General features: G+C 69.7%; 19 protein-coding genes. 9 read left to right on the top strand and 10 right to left on the bottom strand.

Annotated features, from left to right (window positions below; translation table 11 throughout):
• Positions 1-38: 38 nt before the first annotated feature.
• Entirely contained in the window at positions 39-527 is a 489-nt protein-coding gene (locus MLE43_RS06700) for a MarR family winged helix-turn-helix transcriptional regulator (protein WP_243302732.1), read from the bottom strand.
• Between the two features lie 114 nt (positions 528-641).
• On the opposite strand from MLE43_RS06700, the gene MLE43_RS06705 reads away from it, so the two are divergent.
• From MLE43_RS06705 to MLE43_RS06720, 4 genes are all read left to right on the top strand, one after another.
• Positions 642-1235 (top strand): YceI family protein, encoded by a 594-nt coding sequence (locus tag MLE43_RS06705; RefSeq protein ID WP_243302733.1) that lies wholly within the window; start codon positions 642-644, stop codon positions 1233-1235.
• A gap of 93 nt (positions 1236-1328) precedes the next feature.
• Positions 1329-1904, top strand: a complete 576-nt coding sequence (locus MLE43_RS06710; RefSeq protein ID WP_243302734.1) for an NADH-quinone oxidoreductase subunit NuoE family protein — start codon at positions 1329-1331, stop codon at positions 1902-1904.
• A 9-nt stretch (positions 1905-1913) separates the two neighbouring features.
• Positions 1914-3284, top strand: coding sequence for an NADH-quinone oxidoreductase subunit NuoF (gene nuoF / locus MLE43_RS06715; RefSeq protein WP_243302735.1), 1371 nt, complete (start codon positions 1914-1916; stop codon positions 3282-3284).
• Between the two features lie 69 nt (positions 3285-3353).
• Positions 3354-4697: a metallophosphoesterase gene (locus MLE43_RS06720; RefSeq protein WP_243302737.1), complete on the top strand. Its 1344-nt coding sequence runs from the start codon at positions 3354-3356 to the stop codon at positions 4695-4697.
• Here the strand turns inward: MLE43_RS06720 and MLE43_RS06725 are convergent.
• The 4 genes from MLE43_RS06725 to argF all read right to left on the bottom strand — a co-directional run bounded on the left by MLE43_RS06725 (position 4681) and on the right by argF (position 8187).
• The gene (locus tag MLE43_RS06725) at positions 4681-6144 is read right to left on the bottom strand and encodes an MFS transporter (RefSeq protein ID WP_243302739.1); all 1464 of its coding nucleotides are present in this window, start codon (positions 6142-6144) and stop codon (positions 4681-4683) included. The two genes, MLE43_RS06720 and MLE43_RS06725, sit on opposite strands and share 17 nt — an antisense overlap.
• A 25-nt stretch (positions 6145-6169) precedes the next feature.
• A complete protein-coding gene (locus tag MLE43_RS06730; RefSeq protein ID WP_243302741.1) occupies positions 6170-6583 on the bottom strand; it encodes a nuclear transport factor 2 family protein in 414 nt (137 codons plus the stop codon).
• A gap of 29 nt (positions 6584-6612) precedes the next feature.
• Positions 6613-7101 (bottom strand): hypothetical protein, encoded by a 489-nt coding sequence (locus MLE43_RS06735; RefSeq protein WP_243302744.1) that lies wholly within the window; start codon positions 7099-7101, stop codon positions 6613-6615.
• Between the two features lie 93 nt (positions 7102-7194).
• The gene (gene argF, locus MLE43_RS06740; protein ID WP_243302746.1) at positions 7195-8187 is read right to left on the bottom strand and encodes an ornithine carbamoyltransferase; all 993 of its coding nucleotides are present in this window, start codon (positions 8185-8187) and stop codon (positions 7195-7197) included.
• Positions 8188-8397: 210 nt separating this feature from the next.
• Between argF and MLE43_RS06745 the strand changes: the two genes are divergently transcribed.
• On the top strand, positions 8398-8826 hold the full coding sequence (locus MLE43_RS06745; RefSeq protein WP_243302747.1) for a CBS domain-containing protein: 429 nt from the start codon (positions 8398-8400) through the stop codon (positions 8824-8826).
• A 16-nt stretch (positions 8827-8842) separates the two neighbouring features.
• Here MLE43_RS06745 and MLE43_RS06750 read toward each other — a convergent pair whose 3' ends face one another.
• Together MLE43_RS06750 and MLE43_RS06755 are read right to left on the bottom strand one after the other, a co-directional pair.
• A complete protein-coding gene (locus MLE43_RS06750; protein WP_243302748.1) occupies positions 8843-9409 on the bottom strand; it encodes a hypothetical protein in 567 nt (188 codons plus the stop codon).
• A 95-nt stretch (positions 9410-9504) separates the two neighbouring features.
• Positions 9505-10632 carry a twin-arginine translocation signal domain-containing protein gene (locus MLE43_RS06755; protein ID WP_243302749.1) on the bottom strand — a complete coding sequence of 376 codons (1128 nt, stop codon included), beginning with the start codon at positions 10630-10632 and terminating at the stop codon, positions 9505-9507.
• Positions 10633-10723: 91 nt separating this feature from the next.
• Between MLE43_RS06755 and MLE43_RS06760 the strand changes: the two genes are divergently transcribed.
• From MLE43_RS06760 to thrC, 4 genes are all read left to right on the top strand, one after another.
• Positions 10724-12016, top strand: coding sequence for an NTP/NDP exchange transporter (locus MLE43_RS06760; protein WP_243302750.1), 1293 nt, complete (start codon positions 10724-10726; stop codon positions 12014-12016).
• A 225-nt stretch (positions 12017-12241) separates the two neighbouring features.
• A complete protein-coding gene (thrA, locus tag MLE43_RS06765; RefSeq protein WP_243302751.1) occupies positions 12242-14725 on the top strand; it encodes a bifunctional aspartate kinase/homoserine dehydrogenase I in 2484 nt (827 codons plus the stop codon).
• Complete coding sequence (locus MLE43_RS06770; protein ID WP_243302752.1) at positions 14722-15735, top strand: homoserine kinase; 1014 nt, start codon at positions 14722-14724, stop codon at positions 15733-15735. Before thrA ends, MLE43_RS06770 begins: the two co-directional genes overlap by 4 nt.
• Positions 15732-17000 (top strand): threonine synthase, encoded by a 1269-nt coding sequence (thrC, locus tag MLE43_RS06775; protein WP_243302753.1) that lies wholly within the window; start codon positions 15732-15734, stop codon positions 16998-17000. Before MLE43_RS06770 ends, thrC begins: the two co-directional genes overlap by 4 nt.
• 30 nt (positions 17001-17030) lie before the next feature.
• Here the strand turns inward: thrC and MLE43_RS06780 are convergent, their stop codons facing one another.
• The 3 genes from MLE43_RS06780 to MLE43_RS06790 all read right to left on the bottom strand — a co-directional run bounded on the left by MLE43_RS06780 (position 17031) and on the right by MLE43_RS06790 (position 19719).
• Positions 17031-17468, bottom strand: a complete 438-nt coding sequence (locus MLE43_RS06780) for a c-type cytochrome (protein ID WP_243302754.1) — start codon at positions 17466-17468, stop codon at positions 17031-17033.
• A 242-nt stretch (positions 17469-17710) separates the two neighbouring features.
• The gene (locus MLE43_RS06785; RefSeq protein WP_243302756.1) at positions 17711-18367 is read right to left on the bottom strand and encodes a glycerophosphodiester phosphodiesterase; all 657 of its coding nucleotides are present in this window, start codon (positions 18365-18367) and stop codon (positions 17711-17713) included.
• Between the two features lie 11 nt (positions 18368-18378).
• Positions 18379-19719, bottom strand: a complete 1341-nt coding sequence (locus tag MLE43_RS06790) for an FAD-binding oxidoreductase (RefSeq protein WP_243302759.1) — start codon at positions 19717-19719, stop codon at positions 18379-18381.

The raw sequence follows: 19719 nt of genomic DNA on the forward strand, positions 1-19719 counted from the left end.
CGGCGAACTCGACCGCTAAAGGGCCACCACCAGCCTGGCTACTTCCCCAGGGCTTCCAGCTGGGTCCGGTAGTCGTCCCGCAGACGCTCCAGCATGGCCAGGAGCTGGGCGCGCTCGTCCTCCGTGAGGCAGCGGTCCACCTGCTGGCTGAGGGCCTGGTGCCGGTCGTGCATCCGGGCCTCGAGGGCCAGGCCCTTCGGCGTGATCTGCACCCGGCTGCCCCGACGATCCGCCGGGTTCTCGCAACGCTTCACCAGACCCCGGGCCTCCAGGCGGTTCACGAGGCGAGGCACGTCGGCGAACCGGTAGATCATCCGGCAGCGGATGTCCTTCACCAGGTAGCCGTCCTTGCCGCCCCCCTTGAGGATGCGCAGCACATTGAACTGCTGGTCGGAGAGGTCCTCGGGCTCGTAGAGGGCCTGGTCGAAGAGGCGGGCCACGTACTCCCGGGTCAGGAGGAGCGCCAAGGCCACCTCGTGGCCCGGCTCGAGGGGCTTGGTGATCTGGAGTTCTTCCTGGATGTGCATGGTCCCGCTCCGGCTGGTCCAAGGTTGACAGATTTCTCAAAAAAAGGTGTTGCAACTTCTTAAAATTGGTCTAGATTGAATTGCATGGTGAAACACCTATTCCCTGGAGGTCACATGCGTCACCCCTTCCGCGTTCTGCTTGCCACCCTCGCCCTGGCGGCCGTGCCCGCCCTGGCCGGTCAGGACACCTACAAGATCGACCCGGTCCACAGCGAGGTGAGCTTCAAGGTCAGCCACCTGCTGGCCAAGGTCAGCGGCCGCTTCACGAAGTTCGAGGGGCTCATCCAGGTCGACACCGCCGACATCAGCAAGTCCAGCGTGGAGGTCACCATCGACGCCGCCAGCCTCACCACGGACAACGAGGCCCGGGACAAGCACCTGAAGTCCCCCGACTTCTTCGACGTGGCCAAGTTCCCGACCATCACCTTCAAGAGCACGGCCGTGAAGGAAGTGGCCAAGGGCAAGCTGGAGATCACCGGCGACTTCACCCTGCACGGCGTGACCCGGCGCATCACCTTCCCCATCACCAACGCGGGGACCCAGCCCGGCATGGCGCCCGGCACCGTGATCGCGGGCTTCATCGACGGCGCCCTGACCCTGAACCGCAATGAGTACGGCATCAAGACCTTCCCCGGCGTCATCGGCGAGACCGTCGCCGTCAGCCTGAACGCCGAGGCCGGCAAGGTCGCCCCCGCCGCCAAGAAGTAACCGGACCGTCCTGTTCGTGATGGGGGGCACCCGCATTGGCGGGGCGCCCCCCTGCTTCTTTGGGCTAAACTGGCCGTTCATGCGAGCGCGCCCATGAATCATCCTTTGCCTCCCGACACCGCGAACGAGCCTCTGGCCCCCGGCCAGCGGCTGCCGGACTCCGAGCGAAAGGAATTCAGCCCCGAGGCCCTGGTGGAGATCCAGGCCATCATGGCCAAATTCCCGGACAAACTCGCGGCCACGCTGCCGGCCCTGCACATCGCCCAGCGGGAGTTCGGCTTCGTGAGCCTCGCGGCCATGAAGGCCGTGGCCCAGGCCATCGGCATCCCCGAGGGCCACGTCTTCGGCGTGGCGACCTTCTACACGATGTACCAGAAGGCCCCGGTGGGCCGGTTCCACCTGCAGGTCTGCACCAACATCAGCTGCGCCCTGCGCGGCGCCGCCCAGCTGCTGGAGAAGGTCTGCGAGAAGACCGGGGTGAAACCCGGCCAGGGCCCCAGCGCCGACGGCCTGTGGAGCGTGGAGGAGGTCGAGTGCCTCGCCGGCTGCGGCAGCGGCCCCTGCGTGCAGGTGAACCACGATGTCTACGACGAGTTCGTGGACGAGAAGAAGCTCCTCGAAGTGATGGAAGCCTGCAAGCGGGGTGACTACCGCCCCTGGGCGAAGTAGGGGGAATCCATGGCCGCCATCCGCACCAAGCCCGATCCCCAGATCTACACCTTCCCCGGTTTCGGCACGGACAAGTTCCCGAACCTGATGCTCCGCGGCGCGGGGGATCTCGACAACTGGCACCTCAAGACCTACGAGCAGAAGCACGAGGGCTATGTGGCCCTGAAAGCCGCGCTGAAGCTGGAGCCCGTGGCCGTGGTCGAGGAGATGAAGACCTCCGGCATCCGGGGCCGCGGCGGCGCCGGCTTCCCCTGCGGCCTGAAGTGGTCCTTCATGCCCAAGGACACCGCCGACCGGAAGTTCACCCGCTACCTGGTCTGCAACGGGGACGAGGGCGAGCCCGGAACGTTCAAGGACCGTGCCATCCTCGAGTACAACCCCCACCAGCTCATCGAAGGCATGATCATCGGCGGCTGGGCCATGCAATGCGCCAAGGGCTTCGTCTACATCCGCGGCGAGTTCCTCTGGCTCGTCGAGAAGCTGGAAGCCGCCATCCAGCAGGCCCGCGATGCCGGCTACCTCGGCAAGAACATCCTGGGCACTGGGTGGGACTACGACATCCTGGTCTACCGCGGCGCCGGCGCCTACATCTGCGGCGAAGAGACGGCCCTGCTGAACTCGCTGGAAGGCCGCCGTGGCGAGCCCCGCGTGAAGCCGCCCTTCCCGGCGGCCAAGGGCGCCTTCGGCCAGCCCACCACCGTGAACAACGTGGAGACGCTCGCGGCCGTGCCCCCCATCCTCCGCATGGGCGGCGCCGAGTACGCCAAGCTGGGCACGCCCAAGAACACGGGCACCCGCATCTTCGGCGTCAGCGGCCACGTGAAGCGCCCCGGCCTCTTCGAGCTGCCCCTGGGCACGCCCATGGACTTCGTCGTGAACGAGCTGGCGGGCGGCTCCAGCACCGGCAGGAAGATCAAGGCCATCATCCCCGGCGGCGCGAGCGCCCCCATGTTTGACGAGAAGGACTTCGACTGCCCCCTGGACTTCGACACCGTGAAGGCCCGCGGCTCCATGGCCGGTTCCGGCGGCCTCATCTGCATGGACGAGGACACCTGCATGGTGCAGGCCACGCTCCGCCTCATCCGCTTCTACGCCCACGAGAGCTGCGGCCAGTGCACGCCCTGCCGCGAAGGCTGCAACTGGATGGAGATGGTGCTCCACCGCATCGAGCACGGCGAGGGCCGCATGGAGGATCTGGACCTGCTGGCGAGCCTCACGCCCCGCATCGGCCTCCGGACCCTGTGCCCCCTGGGCGATGCCGCCTGCGGCCCTATGGACTCGGCGCTCCAGAAGTTCCGCCACGAGTTCGAGCATCACATCACCCACAAGACCTGCTACGCCACGGGTTCGCGACTGCTCTCCACGGTCGGGGCGCACTAGTCCCTGCCCTGCCAGGCTACGGAAACGGGCGCCATGGGCGCCCGTTTCCGTAGATGGGGATAATGCTTCATGCGACTCCTGCTGCTGCTCCTCCTCACGGCCCTTCTCCCGGCCCAGGACGCCTTCCTGGTGAAGCCGTACCTCCAGCTGGGCGAGGCTCCGCGGGTGCTGGCGAACGAACGTCTGGATCTGCTGTGGCACACCGAGGACCGGGATGCGGCCTGGCTCGTGGAGGTGAAGGGCCCCAGGGGCTGGATCGCGCAGGCCGCGCCGACCTGGCGGCGCCTGGAGGCGCCGCCCCTGCCGGCCCATCGCATCTACCGGGCGACCCTGCGGAACCTCGCGCCTGGCGCGCAGGTGCCCTACCGCGTGAAGCGGGCCGGGGTGGTGGTGTTCGAAGCAGCGGCCCACGCCCGCAAGCCGGGCGCCCATCGGATGATCGTGTTCGGCGATGCGGCCAACGGTTCGAAGGAGCAGGGAGCCATTGCGAAGGCCGTGGCGGCCGCGGCGCCAGACGCCGTCTTCATCGTGGGGGATCTGGTCTACGGTCGGGGCCGGGCCTCGGAGTACCGCACCCGCTTCTTCCCCGCCTACAACGGGGAGGAGGTCCCCCTGATGCGGTCCGTACCCTTCCTGGGCGTGCCGGGCAACCATGACGTGCCCTTCAAGGGTCTGGGGGACGCGGCCGCCTACTTCGCCTACTGGTCCCAGCCCCTCAACGGCCCGGCCCTGAAGGCGGGCGATCCCGGCGCCGCGCCCGCGATCCCGGGTCTCCATGATGCGGTGGTCGCCGCGGCCGGCCCGGCCTTCCCGCGCATGGCCAGCTTCAGTTTCGACTATGGCAAGGTCCATTGGACCGTGCTGGATTCCAATGCCTACGCGGACTGGGAGAGTCCCGCGCTGAGGGCCTGGCTGGAGGCGGACCTGAAGGCCGCGCAGCACGCCACCTGGCGCATCGTGGCGCTGCACCATCCCCTGTTCCAGAGTTCACGCAGCCACATGGACGATCAGTGGATGCGCCCCCTCAGCCCGGTCCTCGAGAAGTACGGCGTGGATCTGGTGCTGGCGGGCCATGTCCACAACTACCAGCGCACGGCGCCCCTCCGCTTCAAGCCCGCGAAGGCCGGTCCCCGCGGCACACCCGTGCCTGGCACCTTCACCGTGGACGAAGCCTTCGACGGGAAGACGGTCACCCGCGCGAAGGGCATCATCCACCTCGTGACGGGTGCGGGCGGAGCCGAACTCTACGATCCCTGGCAGACCGACGCGAAGGCGAGCTGGCAGCCCTGGACCCGCACCTTCATCTCCGACCGGCACTCGTTCACGGTGCTGGATGTGGACGGGCGCACCTTGAAGCTGCGTCAGCTCGATGCGGAGGGCCGTGAGCTCGACCGCATCACGATGACGAAGTGACCTGGGTTGGGCCCGGGCGGGTGCCCCGGGCGAGGGAGGCCCAGGCCCCCAGGAGCGCGAGGCCGGCTCCCGTGGCCATGGCCGTGGCATAGCCCTGCGCGAAGGCGCCCGCGGCCTCCGGAGAGCCGCCGGCCCGGAGCAGCAGGCGCCAGCTGCCGGGGCCGAGATGGCTCGCCGCGATGCCGCCGAGGACGGCCACGCTGAGCGCCTGGCCCGTCACCCGCATGGTGCCGAGGAAGGCGCTCGCGAGGCTGAGCTGGGATGGGTCCACGCTGCCCATGATGGCGCTGGTATTGGGCGCGCTGAAGGCGGCCATGCCGATTCCCACGATGGCCAGCGCCGCCGCGATGGGGTACAGGTCCGCGCTGCGGCTCAGGAGGCTGAGCAGGAGCATGCCCAGGGCCACGAGCCCCATGCCGGAGGTGCTCAGGACGCGCGATCCCACCCGATCGCTGAGGCGGCCCGCCAGGGGGCTCAGGCAGGCCTGCATGAGCGGCTGGCTGAGCATGATCCAGCCGGTGACGCGGGCGGAGCGCCCCTGCACGAGCTGCAGCTGGACGGCGGTGAGGATGGCGATGGCGTAGAGCGCCATGTAGTTGAGCAGGGCCGCGAGGTTGGCCGCCGCGAAGAGCCGGTTCCTGCGCAGGAGCGCCAGGTCCACCAATGGGGTGCGGGCCCGGGATTCGCGGGCGAGGAAGGCGCCGAGGGCCAGCGCGGAGCATCCGAGCAGGAGCCAGACGCGGCGGGCACCCCAGCCCCATTCCGAGGCGAAGGTGAGGGGCAGCAGCAGGCCCACCAGCAGCAGGATCAGCAACCCCGCGCCGGGCAGGTCCAGGCCCGCGGTCCGCCCGGCCGCACCCGGGCGGCGCGGCAGGATCCGCCGTCCCCACAGGAAGACCGTCAGGCCGATGGGGAGGTTCACGAGGAAGATCCAGGGCCAGCCGAAATGGTCCACGAGGAAGCCGCCCAGGGGTGGCCCCACGCTGAGCCCCAGGTAGACGGCCATGACGTTGATGCCCAGGGCCCGCCCCCGCTCATGGGCGGGGAAGACCGCGGTGACGATGGCGGCGGAGGTGGCGAACAGCAGGGCGCCGCCCATGCCCTGGACGATCCGGCTGAGGATCAGCGTGGTGCCGTTCCAGCTGAGGGCCGCTCCCAGGGAGGCCAGGGTGAAGAGGGCGACTCCGGCCAGGTAGAAGTGGACCCGCCCATGCTGATCCGCCAGGCGGCCCAGGGGGATCAGGAGGGTGGCGATGCTCAGCAGGTAGGCGGCCTGCACCCACAGCGAGGCGGCGAAGCTCAGGTTGAGGAGGGGGCCCATCTTCGGCAGCGCCACGGCCACGATGGAGCCGTCCAGGGGCGTCATGAAGGCGCCCACGCTGGTCAGAGCCAGCAGGGCCCAGCGGTGGTCGCCCGCGCCGGCCTCCCGAACCGCTGATGAACCCATGGCGCCTCCGCGTCGAGACCGGCCCCTAGCGCCCGCCGGAGGCGAGCGAGTAGGCGCGGATCCTGTGGTCCCGCAGCTCGAAGATCCAGGTGTCCGTCCAGATGGCGTTGGTCTGGACCTTCACGCGGACATGGACGGCGCCCTGGACCACCGTCAGGGCCCCGACCTCCACCCGGAGCTCCGGGTTCTTGCGGAAGGTGCTCTGGAAGAACGCCCGGATCTGGGGCTTGGAGAGGGTTCCCCCCGAACCCCGGAACACGGCATCCTCGGTGAGGAGCCGCATCATGCCGTCCAGGTCCCGGTGGCCGTAGGCCTCGAGGAAGCCGAGCACGGCCCGGGTGTCGGGCGTGTCAGGGGCCGATGGGGCCAGGGTGGCCGGGCGGCAGGCGAGCAGGAGGGCAAGCACGGGAACCGCGAGGAGCGGTGCGGCGTGTTTCATGCGCGACCTCCCGGACCGTCGGGCGCCTCCTAGCGGCTGAACTGGATCGAGTAGGTCAGCGGCTTGGGCAGTTTGGGGCTCTTCACGGTGGCGGTCATGGTCAGGGACTTGCCGTCCGGACTCATGCGGAAGACGTTGGTGCGCTCACCCTCATCGTTCTTGAAGGTCTGGATCATCTGATCGTGGCCCACCTGGGCGGCCACCATGAACTTGTCGCCGTCCTCGCGGGTCCAGGGGGCGGCCTTGCCGCCGGGAGGCATGTGGATGGGCGCCCGCTCATCGAATTTCACGACCACTTCCTTGTCGGAGACCGTGATCATCACCTTCCTGTAGGCGGGGTTCACCTTGGTGAGCCGCCCCCGGGCGATGGGCCGCTTGATGAAGTTCATGTCCGCCACGGTGCTGTTGATGGCAGCGGCGATGTCATCGGCCTTGGTCTGGGTCCAGGTGCCGGACAGGGAGGGCTGCTGGGCCGCCAGAGAGAGGGCCGCGAATACGCAGGCGCATGGTGCCTCCATTGGATGGGATGAGTGGTCCCACCATAGCACTTCGCCAGGAGAATCGGCCCCGTTCGGGGCCGATTCTCCTGTGGGGAAACCTGGAACCGGGGCCTACCCGATGGTTGCCACCATGACCGCCTTGATGGTGTGCATGCGGTTCTCGGCCTCGTCGAAGACCACGCTGTGGCGGCTGCGGAAGACCTCGTCGGTGACTTCGCGGATGTCATGGCCGAGCGCCTTCTGCTCCTTGGCCAGCTTGGTCTCGAAGTCGTGGAAGGCGGGCAGGCAGTGGAGGAACTTCACATCGGGGTTGCCCGTCTTCTGGACCATCTCCAGGGTGACCTTGAAGGGCGTGAGCAGCTTCACGCGCTGGGGGATCTGGTCCTCCTCGCCCATGCTGGCCCAGACGTCGGTGTAGAGGACATCGGCGCCCTTCACGGCGGCGGCGACGTCATCGGTGACCTCGATGGTGGCGCCGGTCTCCTCGGCGGCCTTGCGGGCGGCGGCCAGCACGGCGGGGTCGGGGGCCAGCTCCTTGGGCCCCAGGGCCACCATGTGCATGCCGGTCTTGGCGGCGCCGTACATCAGGGCGTAGCTCATGTTGTTGCGGATGTCGCCGCAGAAGACCAGCTTCACCTTGTTCAGGGGCTTGGCCACGTGCTCCTCGATGGTGAGGAAGTCGGCGAGGATCTGCGTCGGGTGGTCCGTGTCGGTCAGGCCGTTCCACACCGGCACGCCGCTGTGCTGCGCGAGGGCCTCCACCACTTCCTGCTTGTAGCCGCGGTACTCGATGCCGTCGTAGAAGCGGCCCAGCACCTTGGCGCTGTCTTCGATGGATTCCTTCTTGCCCACCTGGGAGCTGGCGCTGTCCAGGAAGGTGACATGGGCGCCCTCCTCCAGCGCCCCGACCTCGAAGGCGCAGCGGGTGCGGGTGCTGGTCTTCTCGAAGAGCAGCACGATGTTCTTGCCCTTGAGCGCCTCGCCGTGGAGGCCCATGCGCTTCTTGGCCTTCAGGTCGCGCGAGAGGTCGAGGAGATAGCGCACCTCCAGCGGGGTGAAGTCCATCAGCGTGAGAAAGCTGCGTCCCTTGAGGTTGACGGCCATGAGGTCCTCCCGATCCGATTCAAAGGCATAGGGTAGCGCTGGGCCTGCGATGCGGCGGACCGAAAGGGGATTTGCCCATTTTGTTTGACACAATGTCGTAACCGACCCGAGGGTCGACCTTCGCATTCGCCCTCCCGCGGCTGCGGACTTGGTCTTATAGTCAGGGCCACGCGCCCCAACCCATCATCCAGCCGACGCCCGGGAGGCATCATGCGACCACTCGCCCAGTTGATCCAAGGCAAACCGCCCGTGGTGTCGGTGCGGCCGGACGACACGGTGCTCACGGCTCTGACGCTGCTGGCCCAGCACGAGATCGGGGCCCTGCTGGTGCTGGAAGGCGGCCGGCTGGTGGGGATCTTCTCGGAGCGGGACTATGCCCGGAAGATCGTCCTCAAGGGCAAGGCCTCCCGGGACACCCTGGTGCGGGAGGTGATGAGCGACCGGGTGAGCTGCGTGACCCTCGGCGAGACCGTGGAGGAGTGCATGGCCCTCATGACCGGCAAGCACATCCGCCACCTGCCCGTGCTCGGGGAGGACAACGAGGTGCTGGGCATCCTCTCCATCGGCGATCTGGTGAAGGAGACCATCTCCGACCAGAAGTTCACCATCGACCAGCTGGTGCACTACATCCAGAACTGAACCTGGCTGCGAGGGTCTAGGTCCTGGTCTTTTCCGGGACCTTGCTGTGCCGGTACGAGCCGAGCAGGAGGTTCGGCCCCTGCTGGGCCACGCCGTCTTCCAGGGGCTCCGCGCCGTAGTAGAACTGGTGCTGCATGTACACCAGGGAATGCCCGGCGAGCTCCGGGAGGCTGCGCAGCACGGCGAAGGCCAGGTGGATCAGGGCGTCCGTCGTCTGGTACTGGGTCATCGAGACGCGGTCCAGGAGCAGGTGGTCTTCGTACTTGTTCATCGGGCGGGAATAGAAGATGGTCTTCCCGTTGAACAGGATGTCCGTCCCATCCGTGGAGATGGCGTAGGTCTTGCCCTTGTCCGTGACCTCGAACTTGAAGGCCGTCCCCCGCTTGAAGGCGGTCATCAGGCTCTGGAACTTCGGGTGGTCCAGGTAGGCCGCCCCGTAGTTGACCTTCTTCACGGCGGGCTTCATCTCCTTCGCCGTGGGGCCGTACATCATGCGGTTGTAGCGCATGGCCTCGAGACGCTGCTCCGGCGTCTGCTTCTTCGCCTTTTCCTTCTTGGGGGCTTTCTCAGGCTTGGAAGTCATGGGGTCCCTTGTCACTCATCGGTGCTGGAGGCATTGTCGCACAGAGCCCCGGCGAGCGGCGGTTGCGCTGCTTCCGCGAGGGATGGCCAGGCCGGTCAGCCCTTGGATTTGACGGCCTCCCGCCAGGCGGCGATCAGCTTGACCTCCTGCTCGGCGGTGGGACCCGCGAGCTTGGTGCGGCCCTTCTCCGCCTTCTCCTGGGTCTTGTACCAGGCGAGGGTGTCCTTCACGGTGTCCAGGGCCGGGCGGAAGCGAAGGCCGGCCTTCACGGCCCGGTCGTTGCGCCAGGTGTGGAAGCCCTTCGTCTCGCCCGCATAGGGGGCCCAGATGGGGAACTCGAGGTCCTTCTGCTTGGCGAGGAAGTCCGTGGGGATCCACAGGGGCTTGGCGGTGGGGTTCCCGGCCTTCTGGAAGGCCGCCACCAGGGTGCCCCAGGCCAGGCGCTTCTCGGGGCCGCAGGCGTTGAAGGTGCCCACCGTGCCCTGCTCGACCAGGTGCACCAGCCAGGCGGCCAGGTCGCGCACATCGATGATCTCCACGGGATCGGAGGCGGTGCCGGGCACGGCCACCTCGCCGCCCCGGTCGAAGCGCACCGGCCAGTAGGTGAACCGGCCCGAGGGATCGTCCGGGCCCACGATGTAGCCGGGACGGATCACCGCCGTGCGTCCGGGCAGGGCCTTCTGGGCCGCCTGCTCGCAGAGCGCCTTGAGGCCGCCGTAGTTCTGGTATTCCTTCCCCATCTCCTCCACGGCGGGATCGGCGAGGGTGGCCAGGGGCGCGTCCTCGGTGCCGTTCTCGGGGTTGGGCTCCCGGTAGGCGCTGATGCTGGAGATGATCAGGTACTGCTTCACCCGCGGGGCCAGCAGGCCCGCCGAGGCGGCCACCATGCGCGGGTAGTAGGCGCTGTTGTCGATGACGGCGTCCCAGCTGCGGCCTTCGAGCGCCTTCAGCCCCTCGCCCTTCTTCGGGTCGCGGTCGCCGTGGAGCTTCTCCACCCCAGGGAAGAGGTCGGGCCGCGTCTTGCCCCGGTTGAACATGGTCACCTGATGGCCGCGGCTCTGGGCGATCTCGATGGTGGCGGGGCCGAGGAAGCCCGTGCCGCCGAGGATGAGGATCTTCTTCGGCGCGGCCTTGGCGGGGGCGGCGGACAGGTCGAGGCCCGTGGCGGCCAGGGCCGAGGCGGCGGCGGACCATTGGAGGAACTCGCGGCGGGAGACGGTCATGGGAAGCTCCGGCAGAAGGGCTGGCGTTGATGCATCGTGAATCGATATATACTCCTTCCATTCGCATCCGCAACATCTTTCCGGACTCCCCATGACGCCCGCCCGCCTGCTCCGCCGCCTCGTGATGATCGAGGAGGGCGAGACTCCGGCCCTGTTCTGGTCCGCGCTGTACTTCTTCCTGCTGCTCTTCGGCTACTACCTGCTGCGGCCCGTGCGCGAGGCCATGGGCATCGCCCGCGGGGCCGACAAGCTGCCGTGGCTCATGACCGGCACGCTGATCGCCATGGCCCTGGCGAATCCGGCCTTCGCCGCGCTGGTCTCGCGGCTGCCCCGCCGGCGCTTCATCCCCTGGGCCTACCGCTTCTTCGCCCTCAACATGCTGGCCTTCTTCCTGGCTTTCCGTCTGCTGCCGGGCCACGGCGGGGCGGCCCTGGGCTATGCCTTCTACATCTGGCTCAGCGTCTTCAACCTCTTCGTGGTGTCCGTGTTCTGGGGGCTGATGTCCGATGTGTGGTCCGAGGTGCAGGGCAAGCGGCTCTTCGGGTTCATCGCCATGGGCGGCAGCCTGGGGGCCATCGCGGGCGCAGCTGTGACGGGGGCCCTCACGAAGGGGATCGCCCTGGGCGGCCTCCCGCTGAAGGTGGAGCCGCTGTCTCTGCTGCTGCTCTCCGCCCTGACGCTGGAGCTGGCCGTGCAGTGCGTGAAGCGGCTGGCGGAGCTTTTCGCACTGGGCCACGAGGCCCACGGCGCGCGCGAGCCGGGCCCCGGCCTGCTGGAGGGCCTGCGCCTCATCGGCACCTCGCGCTACCTCCAGCTCATCTGCGCCTACATGCTGCTCTTCACCATCACCAGCACCTTCCTCTACCTCCAGCAGGGCGCCATCGTGGCCTATGCCTTCAGCGGTACCGCCGCGCGCACTGCGGCCTTCGCGCGCATCGACCTCTGGGTGAACGTCCTCACGCTGGCGACCCAGCTCTTCCTCACCGGCCGCCTCATCACAGCCCTGGGCATTCCCGTGGTGCTCGCCATCCTGCCGGTGTTGACCCTGGCCGGTTTCGGCGCGCTGTGGATCTGGCCCACCTTCGGCGTCATGGCGCTCTTCCAGGTGCTGCGGCGGGGGCTCCACTACGCCGTGGACCGGCCCGCCCGGGAGATCCTCTACATCCCGCTGGGACCCGAGGAACGCTACAAGTCGAAGCCCTTCATCGACACCTTCATCTACCGGGGGGGCGACCTGCTGGGCGTCTGGGCCCCCACGGCCTTCGCGGCGCTGGCGATCCCCGTGGGCCTGGCAGCAGTGGGCTGCTCGGGCCTGTGGCTGGGCAGCAGCGTGGCGCTGGGATCCCGCGTGGCATTAAAGCGGCAAACCAAGGATTCCCGTTGACTTTCCGCCGTCTTCCCGGATGATGTCGGACATGGTTCGACTGTCTGAACAGTTCCTCAGTGCCTCGCGGATCTCCGCGACGGGTACGGGCCTGTCCTGCCAGATGATGACCACCAACGGTACCATTACGCACCCGGTTTCCCGCGGCGCCTGACCTGACCCTTCCTTCAGATTCGGCCCCGCGCACCCCGCGGGGCTTTCTGTATAGATCCATACGGAGTCCCCATGCAGCCCACCCCCATCCGCGTCATGAAATTCGGCGGGACCAGTGTCGCCGGCGCCGCGCGCCTCCGCATCGTGGCGGACCTGGTGGCCGCGGCCCGGACCACCCACCGCGTCTGTGTCGTGGCCTCCGCCATGGCCGGGGTGACGAACCTCCTGGTGAACGAGGGCCGGGTGCCCGACCGGGCGGCCGCCGACCGGCTCCTGGACGCCTTCCGGGCCGTCCATGCCGAGGTGGTGGAGGCCCTGGCGGGGGATCTGGGCACCGGCGCGCAGGCGCTTCGCGATGAGCTGGGCGGACTGGAGGCCCTCGGCCGCAGGCTGCTCCACGGCATGGCCCTGCTGGAGGAGGGGCCGCCCTCGGTGCTGGCCCAGGTGGCGAGCCTGGGCGAGCGGGCCTCCTGCGCCATCCTGGTGGCTCTGCTGGCGGCCCGGGGGCTGAGGCCCCGCTACCTGGATCCCGTGGAGCATGTCCGCGTGGAGGGCGATCCCATCCAGGCCCGACCCTGCCTGGCGGAGACGGAGGCCCGGTTCGCCGCGGTGAAGGCCGGCGAAGGCGGCCTCTGGGTGCTGCCGGGCTTCTTCGGCGGCGATGCCCAGGGGCGCATCCTGTCCCTGGGGCGGGGCGGCTCCGACCACAGCGCGGCCCTGGCCGCCGCGGCCCTGGACGCGGACCTGCTGGAGATCTGGACCGACGTGGTCGGCCTCTACAGCGCCGACCCCCGCCTGGTGCCCGAGGCCTTCCCCCTGCCGGAGGCCAGCTTCGAGGAGGCCATGGAGCTCTCCTTCTTCGGCGCCAAGGTCCTCCACCCGAAGACCATCCCGCCCGTGCGCGAGCGGGGCATCCCCGTGCGGGTCTGCAGCAGCTTCGACCCCGCCCACCCCGGCACCGTGATCCGCGAGGCCGTGCCGCCCCCGCCCAGCGGCGTGCGGGGCATCTCCTTCCTGCGCGGGCTTTCGGTGGTCAACCTCACGGGGCCCGGCATGCTGGGCGTGCCGGGCATTGCGGGCCGCGTGTTCGGCGCCCTGGCCCGCAAGGGCATCTCGGTGGTGCTCATCACCCAGAGCTCGTCGGAGCTCTCCATCTGCTTCGCCGTGAGACAGGCCGACGGACCCGGCGCCGTGGCGGCCATCCAGGAGGCCTTCCCCGCGGAGCTGACGGCGGGCTTCCTGGATCCTGTGGACCTGCGCGAGGGGCTCTCCGTCCTCAGCATCGTGGGGGACGGCATGCGCACCCGGCCCGGCGTGGCGGGCACCTTCTTCGACGCCCTGGCAGAAGTGGGCTGCAACGTGGTGGCCATCGCCCAGGGGGCCAGCGAGCGCATCATCTCCGCCGTGGTGGAGGAGGGCGAGGGCGCCCGGGCCCTGCCGCACATCCACCGCCGGTTCTTCCAGACCCAGGTGGTGGTGGAGGTGCACCTCCTGGGCGCGGGCAACGTGGGCGGCAGCCTGCTGGGCCAGATCCAGCGGCAGCAGGCCAAGCTGGCGGCCCAGGGCCTCGACCTGCGGGTGGCGACCATCGCGACCAGCCGCCGCATGCGCCTGGATGCCAAGGGTCTCGACCTGGACCACTGGCGCGAGGACCTGGCCCAGGGCGAACCCATGGACCTGGATCGTCTGATGGCGGTGGTCCGCAACGGACCGCCGGCCCTGTCGGTGCTGGTGGACTGCACCACCAGCGGCGAGCTGGCGGGCCGCTACCCCGAGCTCTTCGACGCGGGCTTCCATGTGGTGACGGCCAACAAGAAGGCGAACAGCGCCTCCCAGGCCTTCTATCGCGAGCTGCGGCAGCGCTCCTCCCGCCGGGGGCTGCGCTTCCTCTACGAGGCCAACGTGGGCGCGGGCCTGCCCATCATCGACACCGTGAAGAACCTGGTGCTGACGGGCGACCGCGTGCTGCGCGCCGAGGGCATCCTCTCGGGCTCCATGTCGTACATCCTGGGCCTCCTGGGCGAGGGCGTGCCGCTCTCCGAGGCCGTGCGCTCCGCCAAGGAGAGCGGCTTCACCGAGCCCGACCCCCGGGACGACCTCAGCGGCATGGACGTGGCGCGCAAGCTCCTCATCCTGGCCCGGGAGCTGGGCATGGAGCTGGAGCTGGCCGATGTCGAGGTGGAGGGCCTGCTGCCGGAGTCCTTCGACGCCAGCGGCGACATTCCCACCTTCATGGCCCGGCTGCCGGAGCTGGACGCACCCTTCCGCGAGCGCCTGGCGGCGCTGAAGGCCGAGGGGAAGACCCTGCGCTATGTGGGCAGCCTTTCGGACAGTGGCTGTCGCGTCGGCCTGCTGCCGGTGGACGCGGAGCACCCCTTCATGGCCATCAAGGGCGGCGAGAACGCCCTGGCGCTGCTCACGGAGCGCTATCAGCCCCACCCCATGGTCATCCGCGGCTACGGCGCCGGGGCCGAGGTCACGGCGGCCGGTGTGCTGGCGGACGTGCTGAGGCTGGTGCCCGCAGGGGCCCGGCCTTCGCGACGGAGGCCCGCATGACGGATCGCGACTACCCGCCGGGGGGCGTCACGGCCTACGCTCCCGCCAGCATCGGCAACTTCGCCGCGGGCTTCGACCTGCTGGGCGCGGCCCTCCTGCCCCTGGACGGCAGCCTGCTGGGCGATCTGGTCCATGCCGCGCCGGCGGCGGAGGCCTCCTTCACCCTGGAAGGACCCTTCGCCCCGGCCCTGGCCGGTGAGACCCGGCCCAACCTGGCCCTCCGGGCCGCCGACCTCTTCCGGGAGGCGGCGGCGGCGAAGGGCCGGGCGGTGGGGCCCTTCGCCCTCCGGCTGGAGAAGCGGCTGCCGGTGGCCAGCGGCCTGGGGTCGAGCGCCAGTTCCATCGTGGCCACCCTGGCGGCCCTCCAGGCCCTCTGCGGCGATCCCCTCTCCGTTCCTGAGTTGCTCGAACTGGCGGGGCGGGCCGAGGGCTCCACCAGCGGCGGCATCCACCTGGACAATGTGGCGCCCTCCCTGCTGGGCGGTCTGCAGCTGACGGTGCCGGGCCGGGATGGGAAGCCCGCGGCGCGGCGCCTGCCCTGGCCGGCGGACCTGCTGCTGGTGGTGGCGCATCCCGAGTACCAGCTGCCCACCGCGAGGAGCCGGGCCGCCCTGCCGGAGCGTCCGGCCTGGGCCGACACCGTGGCGTTTGCGGGCAACCTCGCGGGCTTCGTCCACGCCCTGCACACCGGCGACCGGGCCCTGCTGGCCCGCTGCCTGCGCGATCCCCTGGTGGAGGCCCACCGCGCGCCCCTGGTGCCGGGCTTCCGCGCCGCCCAGGCCGGGGCCCTGGCCGCTGGCGCTCTGGGGTGCACGCTGTCGGGATCCGGTCCCTCGATCTTCGCCGTGGCCGGCGACGAGGCGGATGCCGGCACCGTGGCCGCGGCCCTCCAGGGGGGCTTCGCCCAGGCGGGCCTGCCTAGCCGGGCCTGGGTCTGCACCTTGGATCTGGAAGGCGCCCGCCTCCTGTCGCCTGTGTCCCGCCCCCTCTTCCTCGAGGCCCAGCCATGAAGCTCGCCAGCACCCGGAACGCCGCCTGCACCGCCACCTTCCTGGAGGCTGCCCGCGTGGGCCTGGCCCCGGATGGCGGCCTCTTCGCGCCGGTCGAGATCCCGCGCTTCGCTGATGCCGCAGATCTCCTGGGGCTCGACTTCCTCTCCCGCTCCTCGGAGATCCTGCACCGCTTCCTGGGGGATGAGCTGTCCCGGACGGCGGTGGAAGACCTGGCGCGCTCCGCCTTCACCTTCCCGGCGCCCCTGGTGCCGGTGCGGCCCGGGATCTCCGCCCTGGAGCTCTTCCACGGGCCCACCCTGGCCTTCAAGGACTTCGGCGCCCGCTTCCTGGCCCGGGTGCTGGCCCTCGATGCGGGAGAGCAGCCGCGCACGGTGCTGACCGCCACCTCCGGGGACACCGGCGCCGCCGTGGCGAGCGCCTTCCTCGGCCTGCAGGGCGTGCGCGTGGTCGTGCTCTACCCCGCGGGCCGCGTGTCACCCCTGCAGGAGCGCCAGTTCGCCACCTGCGGCGACAATGTGCTGGCCCTGGCGGTGGAGGGCGCCTTCGACGACTGCCAGCGGCTGGTGAAGGGGGCCTTCGAGGATCCCGACCTGGTCGGCGGCCTGGGGCTCACCTCCGCCAACAGCATCAACATCGCGCGCCTCCTGGCGCAGCTGCTGTACTACTACGAGGCGGCGGCACAGGCCCGGCGTGCCGCCCCGCTGACGGTGGCCGTGCCCAGCGGCAACTTCGGCAACCTCTACGCGGGCCTGCTGGCCCAGGCCACGGGCGCGCCCATCCACCGCTTCGTGGTGGCCACGAACGCCAACCGCGTGGTGCCGGACTACCTCGACACGGGCGAGTACCGTCCCCGGCCCTCCGTGGCCACGCTCTCCAACGCCATGGACGTGGGCGCCCCCAGCAACTGGGAGCGCATCCACGCCCTGTTCCACGGGGACCACGACGCCATGGCCGCGGCCCTGCGCTGGGGTGTCCGCAGCGACGCGGAGACGCGGCAGACGGTCCTGGACCTCGATCGCGAAGGCTACCTGGCGGATCCCCACGGCGCCGTGGCCTGCGGCGTGCTCCAGGCGCAACTGCGGGAGGGCGAAGAGGGCATCTTCCTCGCCACGGCCCACCCCGCCAAGTTCCGCGAGTCCCTGGAGCCGACCCTGGGCAGGGAGATTCCGCTGCCCCGGGTCCTCAGCGACCTGCTGGAGAAGCCGCTGCTGAGCGAGCCGCTCCCCGCCGACCAGGCCGCGCTGAAGCGGAGGCTGAGCTGACCGCCGGGTCAGCGCCGGGTCAGCGCCGGATCACTTGACCTGAAGGCTCTCGATGTATTTGGTCAGGTTGGTCACGCGCATGTGGACGACGGGTTCCTGGCTGCTGTTCAGGCTGCGGAAGACGGGCCTCCACTCCGGCATGTCCTCGGTGCCATGGCCCGTGGAGCCCGCCTCGCCCAGGATCACCCTGCCCACCTGGTCCCGGGGGAAGAGCCCCTGGCCGCGCCGGGCCAGGGTGGTCAGGTCCGGCACCGCATGCTTCAGGCTCTTGGCCGCAGGTCCGTCGCCCCGGCCCGTGGAGCCGTGGCAGGTGGCGCAATAGGCCTGGTACATCTCGGGTCCCGAGGCGGGTGAGGTGTAGCGTGCCGGGGCCATCTGGATCGCAGGGGGGTTGGCGGCCGGGCTTTGCGCCATGGCGGGCAAGACGAGTGCGGTGGCGAAGAGGATCGAGGCAATGCGGGAGGACATGGGCTTCTCCAGGGAAATGGGTGGAATGAATGGGTCCCGGCCCCCTTCGGGGCGAGCCAGGGCGCGGCTGCAGCCGCTTTGCAGCCCAGCCCAGGGACGAAGATAGATCCCACCCGGGATCAAACAATACCTATGCATCTTGTTTGATCTGGAATACCGCAAGATTCTTGATGGTGATTACAAAGTGTAAAGACTTTGGAACCATGGTGGATGTATCGGTGAGGTGGAGGCCCCGATTCCCTTCAGATGCCGTCCGCGATGAGGACGGCAGGTACGAACGGCAGATCCCTCGCCTCCGCGGGGACCTTCATGTCCCAGAGGGCCAGGCGGTCGGCATGGGGGGCCCACAGCTCGGGTCTGGCCTTCACGGCCTTGAGGGGCGGGTGGAACCACAGGGCCGCCGGGAGGTCGGCCAGTTCCTCGGGGGTGAGGTCCATGGCCTCGTCCAGCTCCCACAGGAAGCCGCAGCGGGCGGTTTCGCAGGCGGCCCAGAGCTGGAGGACCTCGCTGTGCTCGAAGCTGCTGAAGAGCACGCGGTCCAGGGCCTCGGCGGCCTCCACCGTGGCCAGGGCCTGCTGCCAGCCGGGCTCGCCCTTCAGCTCGACATTGATGAGCTTCGCCGGCAGCTCCAGCGCGTCCGCCAGACGCGGCAGGGGCTCGCCGTTCTTCAGGGCGGGCAGTTCGGCGGCCTTCATTTTGCGGAGGAGGCCCGAGCCGTTCGCGGTGCGGGCCAGATCCTCGTCGTGGAGGATGGTGCAGACGCCGTCGCGGGTGGGCTGCACGTCCAGCTCGAAGCCCGCCATGCCCGCCGCCAGGGCCGCGCGGAAGGCCTCCATGCTGTTCTCCAGGTGCGTCGCGGACAGGCCGCGGTGGCCGAGGACCAGAGACTGCTTGGACATGGGAACCCCCTTCAGAGTACTTTGCCTGGGTTGAAGATGCCCTGCGGATCCAGCGCCTGCTTGAGGGCCCGGAGCACCTGGATCTGGCCGGGGTCGGACAGGGCCAGGAAGGCGTCGCGCTTGGACAGGCCGATGCCGTGCTCGCCGCTGAGCGTGCCGCCGAGGCCGAGGGAGAGGCGGAAGAGGTCCATGAGCTGCTGGTCGAGCTCGGCGGGATCGGCCTCGCCGGCCCTCAGCAGGTTCACGTGCAGGTTGCCGTCGCCCAGGTGGCCGTAGGTCACGCTCGGGATGGCCAGGCGCTCCAGGCCCGCGAAGAACTCCCGCAGGCGGCTGCGGGGCACCACGATGTCCTCGCTCACCTTCTTCGGGTGGCGCTCCTTCAGGAAAGAGCTGGTCATGCGGCGCACGGCCCAGATGCCCGCCCGCTGGCGCGCATCCGAGGCGAGTTCCAGGTGCTCGGCCATGGGACCCAGCAGGTCCATGAGGCCTTCGAGGAAGGAGGCGGAGGCGCAGCCGCGGTCATCGAATTCCAGGATGGCCAGGGCCTCGCCGGGCAGGCGGCGGGCCTCGTCGGGGCCATGGGCGCGAAGCTCCGCCAGCACGGCGGGATCAAAGAACTCGAAGGCGCTGGGCAGGTAGCCCGCACCGACGAGGCGGCCCGGCAGGTCCAGCAGATCCTCCCAGCGCGTCGCCGGCAGCAGCAGGGTGGCGTGCTCCCGGGGCAGGGGCGTGAGCCGCAGCGTGGCGCCCACGATGAAGCCGAAGATGCCTTCGCTGCCGATGAAGAGCTGGCCCAGGGCAGGGCCCGCATTGGCCTTCACGCTATGGATGCCGAAGGTGTGCACCTCGCCGTCCTCCAGCAGCGCGTCCACCGACAGCACCCAGTGGCGGGTCATGCCGTACTTGCAGGCGTTGGGCCCGCCAGCGTTGGTGGCCAGGGTGCCGCCCAGAGCGCAGCTCTCCCACGAGTTCGGATCCGGCGGATAGAAGAGGCCCGCCGCCGCCGCCGTGGCCTTCACTTCGCGCAGGGGCGCGCTGGCGGGGGCGCTGAGGCAGAGGTCCTGGGGCGACAGCCGCAGCTCGCCGCGCCAGGCCGAGAAGTCCACCACCACGGACCGGTCGCCGGTGGGCACGCAACCCCCGGCCTTCCCCGTCCCCGCGCCCCGGGGCACCAGGCCGAAGCCCTCGGTCTTGGCGAGGCGCACCAGCTCCTTCAGGGCGGCGGGACCCTTGGGCAGGACCACGGCCAGGGGCAGGCTTCCCTGCACGTGGGATTCGTCGCGGCGAAAGGGCTCCAGCGCCTCCGGGTCCGTGAGGACCGCGGCATCAGGAAGATCCGGAAACCGGAGCAT

The sequence above is a fragment of the Geothrix oryzisoli genome, assembly GCF_022808865.1.
GTDB classification, from domain to species: Bacteria; Acidobacteriota; Holophagae; order Holophagales; family Holophagaceae; genus Geothrix; species Geothrix oryzisoli.